The organism is Microbulbifer jejuensis (assembly GCF_047289955.1).
In the GTDB taxonomy this organism is placed as follows: Bacteria; Pseudomonadota; Gammaproteobacteria; order Pseudomonadales; family Cellvibrionaceae; genus Microbulbifer.
Genome location: NZ_JBLBUB010000008.1, coordinates 91,333 through 108,092, shown reverse-complemented (window position 1 = coordinate 108,092; position 16,760 = coordinate 91,333). Strand labels below are relative to the sequence as shown.

The following is a 16,760-nucleotide window of genomic DNA, read 5'->3' as shown; positions in this document are numbered from 1 at the left end:
TGTTTTGTCGATCAATGACTTGATCCAGCATTTCAGTACCCCCAGTTACTCACAAGGCGAAAGGGGAGAATACCCTTATCTCGGGACCGTATGAGGCATGGGCGCCGATTACGAGCGTACAGGGCGGTATTCACAGCGTGACCCGAGAGGAGGGTATTCTTTGCTTCCGACCCGGTAGTAAGCCGCTTTTGTCACCTTTGCCATTTCTGACTCATCTTGATGTCGACTTTGGTAAACAGAATTATTTACACTCTTAAATAGTATATCAATGCTGTACAAAATTAAAACATGGTTGCCCATTTGGAAATTAAGATCGCTTGAAATAAGTCTCCCATGAAAGCCTCAACAGCAAATCCTGCCGGCACTTTCTGTTACTGAAACCTATCTGGGGTCCAAAAATCAAAGGAACGGCTATCAACCCGCATTGACCAAGGACTGCCGGAATGAAAAAAGAATTTTGCTAAACAAGCATCGGGTTTTAGTGGCTGAAATAGATCAAATCGCACACACTATTTGATTGGCGAACCTGCCCTGCAGCCCCAATTTAATTTTTGCACTGCGTTCGGTGCAGGAACGGAAAAATGAACACACCCCATTAAATAAGAGCCGAACAAATTGGCCACTGCAGGCCTGAAGTCATTGTTATGAAAACCAAGCCGGGCCGCTAATGCGGCCCGGCGAGGGTTAAAATGCGATCAGGGAGCTACTTAACACTTCTCTGAGAGAAGCGAGCGTGCCACCTAGTTAGTGGTACAAGTTAATAGCCAGGTTTTAGTAATGCCACCAGTGTCACCTCCGGGAGCCGGCACATTGGCCGAAATTTTCACGGGACTTGAACGACCCGGTACGGCATTAACAGGGGCAATAACTGTGATCGCGAAGCGACTGGGACCAATGTCACTGGTATTCCCAACCGAATTCACCTCTGGCTCCACGTCACAATAGTCTGACTCAGTCGTAACCGTCGTACCCAGAGGCAACCTTCCGTTGTACTTATCAGACAGATATAAATAAACTGTACGGGAACCGCTAAGTGAAATATTGACATCATAAGATTCAAGGGGAACATCTGCGCCTGTAAATAGCTCTCCGTAGGGCTCATCTCCTGCTACCAGAATCTCCAACTGAGTACGCGCATGGACCAGTTCCTTAGAGCAGGAACCCGCTATTTCGGCGGCGTCGGAACAGCGAGAGCCGTTATAAATACCATTCCCATGATCATAGACACCATTTTCAATCAAAGATATTAACTTCTCATCGTCACCAGCCGGGGCGGGGCAATTAGGATGGCAACTACCAACTGTCTCTGAGTGACCAAACGCCCCATCTTCATTAAAGTCCACATACGCTTCCGGCAAATCATCGAATTTTTCACCGACGTCATACAACCCGTTTTCATTTGCATCATCAAAGCTTTCCTCTCCCAGCGTATATGCCAGGATTGAAGAGCGCGCGCCATAGGGCTGCCCCAGAAGTTCCGGACAGGGGACACCTCTAGGCACATTAGGGACACTACAATCCGTATTGAAAATGGTTCGAAGCGAAGCCACATTACCATCGTCATCAACGAAGGTGTAGAACAGTGATTTTCGGGGATTCTGGCTTCTCCAGGTCACGGAACATGTACCATTTACAGTAGTACAGGATCCGCTTTCTTCAAAACCGCCGTATTCAGTCTGAAAAAATACTGCGGTATCATCGGGAACGGAGATCTTGAAGAAATCGGTAACAAAAGCAGTGATTGTCGTGGTTAGGCCGTTAAAGTTATCACCACCCGGATTCAGGACCGTAGCAGACGCAGAAAAGTTACCCTGGTACGGTATGCCTGAAGATATCACCAGCTTATTAGACACGGTTGAAGCAACAACCACTCCATTATCCACAATCGAGGCTACTACCAGAACCGGCCCCGCAACGGTACCGGAAGAAACCGACACACTCACTTCGCCCGCTGCATCGGTCACGCCCGAGTTGCTGGTAAGGCTTACCCCTCCGACCTCTGTGGACAATTCGAAGTTGACATCAATCCCATTGGCTGGCAAACCATCCTTATTGAAGACGCGAAAAACAAGGGTTGACGTCTCCTTACCCCCGCTACCTTGAAGAGAAATAATCGCAGGCTCTGCGCTGATAAACTCAATGGAACCTACCTCGGCAGGCGACACCTCAAGCTGGCCACTAGCCGATATCCCTGGATAAACCGCTAGCGCTGCAGTGACAGTATCCTGGCCTTGACAGCCTTCAGCGGTATAGGTCGACGTTGCCGCACCATTTGCCGTAGGCACCGGAGAATCAAGGGTGGCAGCGGGTGGTTCGCTCCGGCTGCAATTACTGGAAAAGACCACCTCTAACGGCTCAGGGTAGCGATCACCATCCGGACCCTGCACAATGACATTTATGGGCGTACTACCAGTAGAAGACAGAATCGGCGCTTGAATATCCAGACTGCCCACCACAAACTGCCCATTGTTCATATAACCGAGCTGTAAAGCAGGCTCTACAACAGTAAATGTCAATGGCGAGAGTGGCGCCTGATCAGTACTAGTGGTATCGTAGGTAACAACTATCTCCCCGGCACTCCCAATCTCCTGCCCTTCAACATCCAGCTCTATCAGTGCGACACCAGTTTCATTAGTCAGTATTTGTCCACTCTCGGGTGTCAAGCTACCCAAGGTTGTGCTGACACTCACGTTACCGGAAACAACAGGATTATCATCGTTATCCTTGACAGTCACCTGGACATGTACTGGCTCCAGTGGACTGGGATTATCAATCTGCTCACCAGTATCAATATCACGCAATTCTACAGCAATACTATAGGAGGCATCCGGCTCCTGTGTAGTATCATCCGGGGCGCTAAACCCGTTATCGCTACCGCCTCCACCACCACAGGCGGCCAGTGAAACTGCAATGGTCAACCACAGGAACCATCGCGAAATTGATTGGTACAGCGTAAGAGTGTGCATCTACTTATCCTTCACAATATCTTTTGCACCCAGTGGCAACGGTCAGCATCCCCCCAACTGGGTGTTTACAGCCTTTACCGACATGGCTAAATACGTTTTAGTTTTCATTGACCACTCATACAGGTGAGAAGCCAATTGGTACATCTGTTGGTGTGTTTGGATAAAGAGCCGCTTTGTCAAAAAAACACTCCAAAGCACAAGCCCAACAGTCGCCATTGGAGACTATCCTGAATCAGTGCCATAAATTCAAGCTCTTTGTGTACCACCGTGTGCGCTTCTTCGATCAAGAGCATGGCCCGGGCGCACTTGATGCACCGCAACGCCCTCTTCAGCCTGCTGGAGGAGTCTTACTATCTGGCTGTCTGTCGGTAGGGATTTGTACAATGCCTCCCTGAGCGGGAAACAGGTGTTCGTTAATTTTGAACTGCGATTTTGAAACTTTCATCCGCAAAGTTTATCATATTCAGTGCAGACAGTCCCCAGCCTGATGAAGCGTATCGCCAAACTGGTACAAACGTTTTTCTAAAAAACTGTTTCAAATCTTTCCGGCACTTTGGTCGCCACCACATTGATTTTGTCTTGAATGACAGCTGGCTTTGGTTGTTTAGTCTTACACGGAGTATCCTTGGCAAAATACACTCAGGCACCGGCTGGCTTGCTTCAATGGACGGCACTGGGCCAGCTTGTTGCGGTGTTCAATGACGATCTTTGCTCTTTCCAGTCCCCGTAAAGCCTCCATGCTGGCCGCCAGCTGATTTGCTTCTTTTAGACTTTCATAGAGATCACTGGTAAAGGTGGCCAGCATGGCAACATGCTGAAACAGGAGGCAAGCCCTCCTGCGACAGGAATGCCCTTTAGGCTTGTCACTGGCAGAAACTGTGGACTTCCTGACACCAGCCACCACAGCCGCCGAAAGTGAACGCTCACCTCACCCCAATAAAGCGCAGACCGCACCGGCCCGATGACTGACTGGGCTTAAGCCCGCAATACCCCCCAGGAACCGGTCTTGGACTTCAGTGGCTGATATTTAGGGAACTGAATCCACGTCCCGCCCTACTACCAGGTCATTATCTCAGACAACCCACGAAAGCTGCGTGAACCGAGTGTTTGCGAAACGCTTGCAAATCCTGGGGCAATTTGGGGAAAATTAACACCACTGACATTCTTACGACAAACTGATCAAGTAGAAAAACTGCCAGTGGTACCCAGTTCGATAGTATGTGAGGAGATTTATATATGGATTAGTCTACACCTGAAATATACTACAGGCTTATTTACACAATTTATTGACCAATCGTCTTTTCATCCAATGAGTAAATAATATTCGTCACTGGTAGTATCAATGTTTTTAATATCTTCTGACCTGTTTTAGAAACCTCAGTATCTGGGTTAAATACCGATACAGTATCTTCCGGTTTCGCTATATACAGATCACCCTCCAGCTCGAATGAGTTTTTTTTCAGCAATAATTTTTAATACCTGAGTTAATTCAACGTTGATTCAAATCCGAAGTGCATCACTTGATTAGGTAGAAATTGATTAAAAAGAGGGAATGACAACCAGCCCTTTACACTCACCCTCAACTTTACGATTTACCCACGAAATGATCTGAATCAAGTTATGTTTTGAAACCCGCTTATCGATATACGAGGTATAATGAAGCACTCCTGGTCTTTAGCAAGGTTGCCGGTCTATCTCGTACTGACACCGATTTTTCGCTTTGATTGGCCGCAATCGGGCCGACTGGTCGCTATTCGACCAGATTGAGCAAAAAGCAGGCGACGCAAGACTGGCTATCGATTGACTTTAAAGGGAATCTGCATAAGATGCTAAAAAATTAACCCTGAAAAACGCCAAAGTACAATCAGACAGTTATTTAGTGAGGATAGTGAGGAGCTTTTTCGGAGAGCTAACCTTCAACGGGATTAAGTACCGCTTTAGGCTTAAAGTTATTTTCCATCCACAGTCAGAAGAAAGAATGAACAAGATTTTTACCATTATTGCATTAGCCGTTGCCACCACTTCCTGCATGAAGCTCGAAGTAAAACCTGACGGCATTATTGGGGATACCGTAGATGCCGGCAAGGAGGCCTACAAAAGTATCAAAAGAAGCCGAAATGGTGAAGAGGAGCGTAATTTCTCTCACAAAATAAGCTATAACTCCGCTATCTCTAATGCAGTCAATATCGCTAATTGCAAAAAGGAAATGATGGAGGTTATTTCTGTCTTTGAACTCACCGTATCCAAGATACTGACCGAGTCCTCGGAAATTGTAGGGGAAGACGAACGTAGAAGCGTACAGTGTACTGTGAAGGCAGTAGTACGTAAAAGCACCTGAAATCTCTCAGAGTAAAACTCTACTGTATATACAGCCTCGACACTATAGGTTTAGAGGCTGTAGTCACACACCTAAAGCCCTGATCAGCTGGCCTTGTTCGGGGCCATGAGGGGATGAATTTAATGCGATGCTGATTTATAACGCTATCCACCCCTCGCAAAATTTCACCGTCCAAGGATAGAAAAATGACAAGATACTTGGCCATTTTCCTTGCTTTTATTTCCTCCATGTTAGTTCCTCTTTCAATACAGGCAGATAGCGCACCTAAGGAGATAAACCACCTGATTCAATTTGTCTCTACCTCTGGCTGTACATTCATCCGAAACGGCAGCGAACACAGCAGCTTGGATGCGGTGGAGCACATGAAGAAAAAGTATCAATATTTCTCCAGCAAAATTGACAGCGCCGAAGCGTTTATCGAACTGAGCGCCAGCAAAAGCACCTTTAGCGGTCAGCCTTACCATATCAAGTGCGAAAACCAGCCAAAGGAAAAGTCTCAAACCTGGCTCTTAAATGAACTGACACGGTACCGTATGGCCGAGAAATTAGAAGTAGACGACACTTAACTAGTGGCTGGAAAAGCCGTACAATGCTCGACTCGCGAGAAAACCATCAAAGGGGATAATGATTTTCCTCCCCACCCTCCCCCTTCTGGGAAACCAACTAAAGCGCTGCTTTGAATGGTAAGTCTATGTTTCCCAATAGTCATATCAAAATGGGGTAAGTATGGAAAGTGAACTGCTGTCGCTTCGTGCGGATCTGGCTTTACTGGAACGGGACAACCAGCGCCGCCTCGATACCTTTGAGCGCAGGCTATCGGCCCTTGAGGTGCAGCTGCAGCGGGCTAATGCAGCGCAAAAAGAAGCGTTGCCCGAGGTGACTGCTGAGCTGGAAGATGAGCTGGCCCTTCTTATGGGCACGCATCCCGAGGCCCACCGGGCCGCAGAGCAAACTCAGCCGGCAGCCATAGCTGCTGCAGCGGCATCGCCCGCGCTTAAATCCCCCGAACCCGGGCCTCCCCCCAAAAAAGAAAGTAAACCATCAGTATCCTCCGAATGGTTCCAGGAGGGGGTTGGCCTATTGGTACCGGCTCTGGAACCGCTCAATCGGGTGTGGGAGCCCCTTGTAGGCTTTTATCGTCACTACCAGCGCCAGGGCAAGGCGCCAGTATTCTTTATGACCGCAGCCGGCATTCTGGCGCTGGTACTTGGCTTTGCCTACCTGCTGCAATTCTCTTTCAACGCCTACCTGGGCCCAGCCGGCAAAGTGACCCTGGGCTTTTTAATTGCGGGCGCAACAACCTTTGGAGGCGTGACCTTCAGCCGGCGTATGCCGCAGATGGTAGGCTACGGTTCCGGGCTGATTGCGCTCGGGGTTATTCTTCTTTACCTGTGTGGTTACTTTGCCGGGTCCTACTACCAGCTGGTTCCTATTCCAATTGGGGTAGGCTTGCTAGTGGTGACAACAGGGCTGTCGTATTTACTCGCCCTGTTGTTTGAAACCCGGGTAGTGTCCATGGTGACCCTGCTGGGGGGCGCCACCATGCCGCTGGTGACGAATCATTTGGACCCATCGGCAGTTATTTACCTCAGCTATTTATTCGCACTCGCGCTCGCCATGCTGCATTTGTCCAGGCGGATACGCTGGCCGCAGCTGGCGATGGTGACCATGACCCTGAGTGCCGGTATGTTTGAGTTTTCGATCTCAAACCTCGACGAAACAGCCCCCACCTGGGGGCCACTGCTGCTACTGCACGGCTTCTTTTACGGGTTCGCCCATTACGCCCTACGAGGGCTAAGCACGAAAGGGCTGGAGCGAAGTCGCTTGGTTATTATTGCCGCGAACCTGGTGCTGTTTATCCATATCAGCTGGTCTTTGGCACCGAGCAGCAATGTGCTGGGCTTGGTGTGGCTGCTCAATCTTCTGCCCTGGGTAGCCTTCGCCCTTTATTCACGCTTGCTGTTTGGTTACAACGCCTGCAGTGATTGCGCCCGCGCAGTCCAGAATATGGCTTTGCTACACGGGGGATTGTTGGCTGGCCTGGCAGTCCTGGCGCTGTGCAGCCCCGCTTTATTGGGGATCGTATGGTGCCTTGAAGGCCTGTTGCTGATTTTTCTCGGGGCGCGTTTTGGTTTTACCAGCGTGCGCAGCGAGGGCTACATCGCCCTCGCCGCCGCGGGTCTGACCATGCTGTGGCAAGCTCTGGCCTGGGTAGCCGGTGGAATCGTTCCCGCACCACTGCTGTTGTCATTGAACGCAGACGCGGGCTGGGGTAACTGGCTGGCACTCTGCGCCACTGCCTTCGCACTCACCCGGTTGTTGCGCCATTGCTCCGACCAGATCACCCCAGCAGAGCACTATTTAGCGGCTCTCGCAGATAACGCCTTTGCCCTGTTTTTATCTGCAAGCTTCCTGCTGTCAGTCGCAATCCTCTGGCCCCAGGGCATGTGGTTGCTCGCCCTGCTACCCATGGGTTTCCTGATCTGGCGAGGCCAGCGCACAGGCTCCGCATTTAGCGAGTGGTTGGGGCTCAGTCACTACCTGCTGCTGTTTATCCCGTTGCTGGTGAGTGCATCCATTGTGGGTAACTTCCACTTCTACGACCAGATACCTTATGGAAAGATTGCCAGCGTGGAAGCCTTCCTCAGCCTTTGGCTGATTGCGGCACTTTATTATCGCCCGAATATGCAATCCAGCGGCTTCTCCCTGTCTTTGAAATTGCGCAAGCTGTTTTACGCATTGTTACCGCTATTTTTCCTGCCGACAGTCGCCCATAAAGCCAGCGATTACTTCCCCATCGCTGTGTGGCTATCCTGCGCCATTACCCTCTTCCTCTACACCCGCCTAAGACTGAAATTATTGCAGCAGGAACTGCGTGTTCTGATTACTGGGGCGAGCCTTGTGGCTATTTTCGCTTGCGCTCTGCGGGAGTTTGGGCACTGGCAGGGTATGGCCACAAGTGGACTGCTCTTGGGGCTGGCATCACTGGCTGGCCTTATGTGGATTGGTCGGGGATTGCAGCGAAAGCCCATTGGCCCGGATTGGCAATTGGCCCTGCACCAGGCACTCAAACCGATCTTTCCATTGGCCTTTTACTATCTCGCCGCAACGCTATTTATTATCGGTTACGCCCTGAGCCAGGACTTTGGTCTGGCCCTATTGCTGAGCCAGCTGTACTTCGCCAGCCTGTATGCCTTTAAGCCCAGGCTGGCACCGCTGCGCAACCAGCTAACGCCGTTTTACAGGCTGAGCCTGCGTTTGTTTGAGTGTATTACGTTGCTGCAAGTTGTCGCTGTGATTGCCGGCTCCAGCAAGGCGCCACTATTGGGCCTGTATAATCTGACCGCCCTGGGCATTGCCTCACTGCTGGTTTACCACCGGTTCTTCGCCAATCGAGCCGTATGGCCCGGTCGCCGGCTGTTTAACCTGTGGGCACTGCACCTGACAGCAATCCCGGTTTATATCGCCGTGCTGGCTCAGCTGTTAGAAACCATGTGGCTACCGGCGATATCTTTCGCCCTGGTGGTACACGCGACGCTGTTGCTATTCCAGACCCTGAAACCGGACACCCACAAGCTTCTGAAGTTGTCATTGCTATTGTACGGTGCTGGCGCATTGAAAATTGTGTTGTGGGATATGCAGGACTTTTCTCTGATACAGAAAATTGTGGTCTGCATGCTGGTGGGGTTGTGTATGCTGGGAGCGGCGTTCCAGTATCAGAAATTCCTCACGGCTAGAAATGAAGGGTATTCCTAGAAAACAGCGGCCCTAGTGTAGCGGCGATCAAATAGCTTGGAAAACGTATTGGATCGCCCATAACCCGTTAAACAAACCGCCAGTTTCTGGCAGGATCGCCGGTCACATAAAGATAAAAAGCTAACCGCACCAAGCGCTAAGCCCAATTACACCTCAATTCGGCAACGTATTAGCGCAACAGCCGTAAAACCTTCTGCCCTTTGCCGGCCCGGCGCGGCTAAATATACCCAAAGGGCTCTCCTTTGCGACCTCCTCATGCTTAAATTTTAGACAGTTGTGTAAATCAACGTCAGAAGCTAATCGGTTATACCTTTCTTAACTGTCTAAAGGGCTGTTGAAAAAAAAACAGCCCTAAGGCCAACCCTCTCGATGTGTGGGCGTCTATAATTGTCCGACGATACCCGGCAGCAGCCTGGAAGTTTTGCGGCTGGGCATCGCCGTCCTTTAGGATGGGGAAGATGTCAATTTTTATCTAAATAGAATATATCCGTTTAATATCAAAGGCACGATTCTAGGTGTTAGGCATTCATCGATTGCCTAGATCTTACCTTACGCCTCTTTTGATCGATTACGGCCATATCTCATTCCAATAATAGTTTAAGGTATAAATGTTATTTAGTTACCTGCACCTGAATTATAAACACTTAATTGAGGGTGAAAATTATCTAGCCTGGATCTTATTCAAAAAAGGCATGTGAAAATTCAGATATATAAAGCCAATTTAATTGACTATTATAAGGAGAACTAAACTAATGTTCCAGCTCAATATAAGTAAGAATAAATTTTTTCTCGGCCTAGCTGCACTATTAGTTTTTCTACCATCGAGCCTGACAGCACAAACCAACTCAAAGATACTCTCACACAAAATACAAACTTTTTTGTCGACAGAAAAAGCGCAACAGCAAGTTTCGGCCTTTATTTATTTTAAAGATAAAGGAGACAATCTCGATGCAAAACTGTTAGCAGCAAAGCAGTCTCTTTCATCGCGCGCTTTACAGCGTCGGATTGTCAATCGTGGCATCGATAATCTGGTCGACTTGACCGATATACCGATCAATCCTGAGTACCTTAATTCGGTCAAGGCTAAAGTGAGTAAAATAAGACATCCCTTAAAAGCGCTTAATGCCGTCTCCGTAGAAACCACACCGATAGTGCTAGCGCAATTATCCAAACTAAAATTCATTAAGAAAATCACCTTGGTGAAATCAATCAAGCGTAAACCCGATCCAGTTAGCCCGCCGCAACAACTTAAAGACACGCAGCAGCCACTGCCGAAGCAACCTGAGGTGGCTACTTCGTTAGATTATGGCAATTCTTTTACCCAGAACAATCAAATCAACGTACCCCCTGTTCACGATATGGGCTATAACGGTAGCGGAGTCATCGTGGCTATTTTTGATTCAGGCTTCAATCGATTAACCCATGAAGCTTTTAATCAAATGTATATCGCCGGCACCTGGGATTTTGTCAACGGTGACCCAGATGTGGGTGACGGCGGCATGGGCAACGGTAGTCATGGTACCAACACTCTCAGCACCGTCGGTGGTTATAGCCCAGGCGATTTAATCGGCCCGGCGTACGGCGCGACGTATTATTTGGCCAAAACCGAAAATACCGAATCAGAATTACACGTCGAAGAAGATAACTGGTGCGCAGCGGCTGAGTGGGCAGATACAAACGGTGCGCAAATTATTACCAGCTCTCTAGGTTACAATGACTTTGACTCCGGCGGCGACTACTCTCCGTCGGATATGGACGGTGACACCGCCATCGTTACAATTTGTGCCGACCTCGCAGCAGAAAAAGGTATCGTGGTAATTAACTCTGCAGGTAATGGTGGAAACTCAAGCCAAAATACCTTAGGTGCGCCTTCCGACGGTCATTTTGTCCTGGCGGTTGGCGCGGTGACTTCGTCAGGTTCGCGTTCATCATTTAGCTCGGTCGGGTTATCGGCTGACGGTCGAATCAAACCGGACGTTATGGCGATGGGTTCAAGCGTGCGCGTCGCCAGTTCAAGCTCAAATACCCGCTATTCGTATGCCAACGGTACGTCTTTTTCTTGCCCATTAACTGCGGGGGTCGCTGCGTTATTACTCCAGTCCAACCCCAATCTTAGCGCGTCTCAAGTTCGGGATATTCTACGCAATACTGCCGATAATACGGCATCCCCAAACCGGTTCTACGGGTACGGCATTATTAACGCGTTGGCAGCGGTACAAGCTGCGGCAAGCGCGGAAATACCTGTCGGCTTCACCCACACAACTGACGCCTTAACCGCAAGCGCAGTTGCTAAGCAATCCCCGGAAAAATTCTAGGCCAATTAGGCTAAACCAACAGTCGATAGCAAGCCAAATAAAAAGGCTAAGCTTTTAGCCAAGCTTGAGGGATATCGGAAAGGCAGTCACCAGATGCCTTTCTTTGCCCTAACGCAGGAGCTTGCTGGAAAGCGTATCCTATTGCCTCTGGAGAATACCGGCTGAATCAGCCTGGGTTTGCCGGAGGCAATTTGATTGGAATTATGCCGCTTGGGCAGGCTCGGCTTGCTGATACGCTGGGTACATAGCTTGGGAAACTGTAAAATCCACCTTCCCGCCAGTATCTGAATCGATTACAAACCGCTATTAAGCGGGTATCCGTACCAATTGTGACCTCCTTATGCTTAAATTTAAGACAGCTGAGTCAATCAACGTCAGAAGCTAATCGGATATACCCTTCTTAACGGTCTACAGGCCTGTCGAGGAGAAAAAAACAGCCCTAAGGCCGACCCTCTCAATTTGTGGGCGTCTATGGTTGATTCTTCTCCAACGCCGCCAGACGCTTGCCCCCTCCACGGCAAAACCCAGCGACATTGCCTGACCCAGCCCTCTATAGTCGCCTGAAACTATGACGACCATGTCTTCAAACTGCCCTGTCATGCGGTGTGCTCCCTCTGGACCGGGCCTGGAATATCAGTTCAGCGCATACCAAGCGAATATTAAACGAGTATCAATAGCCGAGCGAAGTCATTACACTAGCACGCCCCCCAACCGGCAGTGACCACAGCAGTGATAAAGCCCCAATCAGTCCAAACTATTGATCTGCCACAGACACGGAGATACACATTGTGAGCGAAGGCAAGACTCAAGGCGTTGGCTCGCTGCGTCCGGTATTCGGTTTTCTCGCCCACTACAAACTGCGCGTTGTGGCTGCCATCGCTGCCCTTCTCTTCACTGCGGGCGCGACGCTCTCTATGGGTAGGGGCGTGCAAGTACTCATCGACAACGGCTTTAACGGTGACTCCAGCGCCGACTTGAAGAGCGCCATTACCTTGCTGATTATGCTTGCAACAGCGATGGCTGTGGGCACTTTTATCCGGTTTTACCTTGTGTCCTGGCTGGGAGAGCGAGTGAGTGCCGATATTCGCAAAGCCGTCTTCGATAACATCGTCCGGTTACACCCGGGCTACTTCGAGACGAATCGCTCGGGCGAAATTATGTCTCGGCTGACCACCGACACCACCTTACTGCAAACCATTATTGGCTCCTCTTTTAGCATGGCCTTGCGCAGCAGCCTCACCACAACAGGGGCGCTGGTGATGATGTTTATCACGAATCTCAAGCTCAGCCTCATTATCACCGTCGGGGTACCGCTGATTTTGCTACCGATCCTCGTGTTTGGCCGCCGGGTTAAAAAACTCTCTAACGAAAGCCAGGACAGTATCGCAAGTGTCGGTAGCTATGCAGGGGAAGTGATTCAGCATATTCGTGTGGTGCAAAGTTACACCCGGGAGAACTTCGAAAGCAGCGCGTTTTCGCGCGAAGTTGAAATCGCCTTTGCCATTGCACGACGACGCATCTGGCAGCGTTCACTGCTCATCTGTGGAGCAATCTTACTGCTATTTACTGGCATGTCGGGCATGCTTTGGGAAGGAGGGCAGGATGTGCTGAGCGGACGCATGAGTGGCGGCGAGCTCGGGGCCTTTGTCTTCTACGCAATCATGGTTGGATCAGGCTTCGCGACAATATCCGAGGTCTGGGGTGATTTACTGCGAGCCGCGGGCGCCGCCGAACGGCTAGTAGAGCTTATTGATACACCCAGCCTCATTTCATCGCCAGAAGAACCCGCTGTTATTGCCCGCAGCAAGCAGCCCGAACTGCGCATGACCAACATCAGTTTCAGCTACCCGACCCGACTCAATCAACGCGCGCTGGACAATTTCTCCCTCACCATAGAAGCAGGCAAAAGCCTTGCACTGGTAGGCCCTTCCGGTGCGGGAAAATCCACTGTATTCGAAATGCTTCAGCGCTTTTACAACCCACAGCAGGGCCGCATTGAACTGGACGGTCACGATATTCGCACCCTCAGCCTGGAGCAGCTGCGAGAAAACCTGGCGCTGGTACCCCAGCAGCCGGCGCTGTTCACCGGCGATGTCCGCTACAACATTCGTTACGGTAAACTCGATGCCAGCGATGAAGAGATCATTGCCGCCGCCCGTGCCGCACACGCTCACGAATTCATTAGCGCGCTGCCTGAGGGCTACCAAAGCCATCTGGGGGAACAGGGTGTTCGCCTTTCAGGTGGCCAGCGCCAACGCATTGCACTGGCCCGAGCCATCCTCAACAATCCCCCCATATTATTACTGGACGAAGCTACCAGTGCGCTGGATACCGAGAGTGAACACCAGGTTCAACTGGCACTACAGGAACTAATGCACGGCCGCACAACTGTCATCATTGCGCACCGCCTGTCCACTATTTTGCATGCAGATAAAATTGCCGTGCTGGATCAGGGCCAGGTCATCGCCACTGGCACACATCAGGAACTGCTGCGCAACTGCGAACTCTACGCCCGTCTGGCCAATCTACAATTTCGCGAAATGAGCCTTAATGAGTCGACTGAAATTACGGCCGATCAAATTTCACGCGCAGTGCCGGATTAATGCCCCTGCAGCTCCGCCTCACCTAAACCCAGTACGGCGAGGCCGTAACCGGCAATCAATTCTGTCAGCATTCGCCTGCCGACCACTGCTTAGCAGGCTGTTGAAATAGGCTCATGTATTTACTGGCTTTGGTACAATGCTCGGGCCGATACCCCACAATGAGATAGTGTATGCGCGGTGCAGATATTACGCAGGAAGCTTTGTTCACCACTGTTAACCTGGAAGAATTTGTCCCCAAATTCCACCCACTGAGAAAGATTTGCCAGGAATTTAATTTGGCATTGCAGCGTATCGACTGGCTGCTCGACTGCGCTTATGCACCGAACGGTAAGGAGTCCATCCCCCCCGAGCGATTACTGCGAGCCCTACTGCTACAGATTTTATTCAGCGTGCGTAGTGAACGCCAGCTGATGGAACAGACACGCTACAACCTATTATTCCGATGGTTCGTTGGCCTCAGTATCGATGATAAGGTGTGGAATCATTCCACTTTCAGCAAGAACCGTGACCGCCTGCTTGCCCACGATATTATTCCCACCCTGTTCGAAGAAGTGGTGCAGATAGCTCGGCAGAAGCAACTGTTGTCGGAAGAGCATTTCAGCGTTGATGGCACCTTGATTCAGGCGTGGGCTGTAGTGGTCAAGTATTTTTGGCCACCGTCTTTTGAGCATTCCAATATTTTTCTTCAGCCACATTCGGCGGCAAACCGTCGTTGTTCTGGTGTGGCCGTATCTGGCTATAGTAGCCGATGATGTAATCGTTGATCGCCTGTTTTGCTGCCGGGAAGCTCGAGTAGCCAGTCTCCGGTACCCACTCCGTCTTCAAGCTCCTGAAGAAACGCTCTGTCGGCGCATTATCCCAGCAGTTCCCACGGCGACTTAGGCTCTGCTTCATCTGGTAGCGCCACAGCAATTGCCGAAACCCCAAGCTGGTGTACTGGCATCCTTGGTCTGAGTGAAACATTACACCTTCAGGCTCACTTCTCGATTCATAGGCCATCGTCAACGCCTTCTTTACTAGCGCCGTATCTGGTGATAGCGACAACGCCCAGCCAACGGGCTTGCGCGCGAACAGGTCCAGAACCACCGCCAGGTAAGCCCAGCGAGTGCCTGTCCAGATGTACGTGATGTCGCCAGTCCAGGCTGTATCCGGTTCTTGAATGTCGAATTTCCGGTCCAGCAGGTTCGGGATATCGACATGGGGCTGCTCTGCCTTCTTATACGCATGCGAAGGAACCTGGGTGCTTTCCAGCCCCAGCAGCTTCATCCTGCGGCCAGCACGGTATCGGCTGAGAGGTGTTCCACTTTGCGTCACTATCTTGGCAATGGACCGGGCTCCCGCTGAGCCGTTACTGACTGTATGTGCGGCCTTCACCAAGGTCTGTAACTGAAGCTCTTCTGGCTTCGGAGCTGTTGGCCTATCGCACCAAACCCGGTAGCTGCTGCGGTGTATATCAAACGCCTCACAAAGGCGCTGAACAGCGTAGCTCTCCTGCAATCGCTCAATTATCGAGAATTGTTCAGCGAGTCCGACATCAAGAGAGCTGTAGCCTTTTTTAAGATTTCTTTCTCCTCTTCGACACGTCTGAGCTTGCGCTCTAGTTCCTGTATGCGTTGCTGCTCCGGCGTCAGGGCGCTTCCTTTGGGTGTTTTACCACCTCGCTCTAAGCGGAGTCTCCGCACCCATGACTCTATGGTAGATTTGCTGACGCCCATGGCTTCGCACGCGGCCTTTACCGTGTACCCCTGGTCAACAACTAGCTGAGCCGCCTCCAGTTTGAACTCTGGGCTAAATTTTCTTTTTGTGCTGGTCATTTATTCACCTGATCTTCGTTGTGAGTGATGTTATCACCCAAAGTCAGGTGGCCAAATTTACTATGCCACTACACTCCATATTTGGGCGGATAAGCAGGCTGGAGGAGACCTTTACCTACACCTTCGCCGGAAGGGCAAAAAATACGACAAGCGCCGTAATGGTAAATCGACACGGGGTCAGATAAGGAATCGAGTGAGCATAGATGACCGCCCTACGGTTGTTGACGACAAATCACGCATAGGTGATTGGGAGATAGATACAATGATAGGTAAAGGTCACAGCGGTGCCCTGGTTACCATCGTAGAGCGGGTGACTAACTTCACAGTATCCGGACAGGTTAACAGCAAGAGTGCTGCAGACGTTACCCAGGCCACTATCGCACTGCTGCGCCCGTTTAAAGAGGTTGTTCACACCATTACGGCTGACAATGGGAAAGAGTTTGCGTATCATGAAAAAATTAGTTCAGCGCTCTCTGCAGATGTCTTCTTTGCCCACCCTTATAGCTCTTGGGAGCGAGGGCTGAATGAAAATACTAACGGCTTGCTGAGGCAATATTTCCCGAAAGATACAGACTTGAAGAAAGTGACACAGGTGGAGGTGAGAAGAGCGGTGAAAAGACTAAATTCTCGCCCAAGAAAAGGGCTGGGATATAAAACACCAAGTCAGTTAATGAGCAATCATAGGGCTGTGTTAGCAGCTTAGGCTGTGATGCACTTCGGAATTGAATCCAAGTATATATAAATGAATAAAATAGACAAAATTATGAGAATTGCAAATATTATTTTAATAAACATTAAAACCAGCCTCCAACAGTTCCAATTATATTTCCTATAGTTTGGCCTAATTTTCCAGCATTTCCAACAGAATCAACACCAGTTAAAATATTTGACGCCCCTTCAGCAAAACCTTTTGCGAATCCAGAGGAAAATTGACTTAATGGGGATTTCTTAAGGCCTGGGTTTGTAGC

The 16,760-nt window shown here is 50.1% G+C and carries 8 protein-coding genes and 2 pseudogenes; 7 read left to right on the top strand and 3 right to left on the bottom strand.

Annotated features, from left to right (window positions below; genetic code table 11):
* Positions 1 to 740 precede the first annotated feature (740 nt).
* Positions 741 to 2,966 (bottom strand): Ig-like domain-containing protein, encoded by a 2,226-nt coding sequence (locus tag ACL7TT_RS07090; protein ID WP_413394249.1) that lies wholly within the window; start codon positions 2,964 to 2,966, stop codon positions 741 to 743.
* 610 nt (positions 2,967 to 3,576) lie between these two features.
* Complete coding sequence (locus tag ACL7TT_RS07085; protein WP_413394247.1) at positions 3,577 to 3,771, bottom strand: hypothetical protein; 195 nt, start codon at positions 3,769 to 3,771, stop codon at positions 3,577 to 3,579.
* 1,173 nt (positions 3,772 to 4,944) lie between these two features.
* Between ACL7TT_RS07085 and ACL7TT_RS07080 the strand changes: the two genes are divergently transcribed.
* The 6 genes and pseudogenes from ACL7TT_RS07080 to ACL7TT_RS07055 form a co-directional block, all read left to right on the top strand.
* On the top strand, positions 4,945 to 5,304 hold the full coding sequence (locus ACL7TT_RS07080; RefSeq protein WP_413394245.1) for a hypothetical protein: 360 nt from the start codon (positions 4,945 to 4,947) through the stop codon (positions 5,302 to 5,304).
* A gap of 185 nt (positions 5,305 to 5,489) precedes the next feature.
* Positions 5,490 to 5,870: a DUF5329 family protein gene (locus ACL7TT_RS07075; protein WP_413394243.1), complete on the top strand. Its 381-nt coding sequence runs from the start codon at positions 5,490 to 5,492 to the stop codon at positions 5,868 to 5,870.
* Between the two features lie 160 nt (positions 5,871 to 6,030).
* Positions 6,031 to 9,060 carry a DUF2339 domain-containing protein gene (locus tag ACL7TT_RS07070; RefSeq protein ID WP_413394241.1) on the top strand — a complete coding sequence of 1,010 codons (3,030 nt, stop codon included), beginning with the start codon at positions 6,031 to 6,033 and terminating at the stop codon, positions 9,058 to 9,060.
* 752 nt (positions 9,061 to 9,812) lie between these two features.
* Positions 9,813 to 11,375, top strand: coding sequence for a S8 family serine peptidase (locus ACL7TT_RS07065; RefSeq protein ID WP_413394240.1), 1,563 nt, complete (start codon positions 9,813 to 9,815; stop codon positions 11,373 to 11,375).
* 788 nt (positions 11,376 to 12,163) lie between these two features.
* Positions 12,164 to 13,978 (top strand): ABC transporter transmembrane domain-containing protein, encoded by a 1,815-nt coding sequence (locus ACL7TT_RS07060; protein ID WP_413394238.1) that lies wholly within the window; start codon positions 12,164 to 12,166, stop codon positions 13,976 to 13,978.
* 170 nt (positions 13,979 to 14,148) lie between these two features.
* Positions 14,149 to 14,610, top strand: a pseudogene (locus ACL7TT_RS07055) (transposase); the annotation flags it as partial.
* 7 nt (positions 14,611 to 14,617) lie between these two features.
* On the opposite strand, the gene ACL7TT_RS07050 reads toward ACL7TT_RS07055, so the two are convergent.
* Positions 14,618 to 15,792, bottom strand: a protein-coding gene (locus ACL7TT_RS07050; protein ID WP_413394237.1) for an IS3 family transposase whose coding sequence is annotated in 2 segments (ribosomal slippage) — positions 14,618 to 15,543 and positions 15,543 to 15,792 — 1,176 coding nt in all. Because the reading frame shifts where the segments join, the coding sequence is not laid out codon by codon here.
* A gap of 73 nt (positions 15,793 to 15,865) precedes the next feature.
* On the opposite strand from ACL7TT_RS07050, the pseudogene ACL7TT_RS07045 reads away from it, so the two are divergent.
* Positions 15,866 to 16,495: pseudogene (locus tag ACL7TT_RS07045) on the top strand (IS30 family transposase); the annotation flags it as partial.
* Between the last annotated feature and the right edge of the window lie 265 nt (positions 16,496 to 16,760).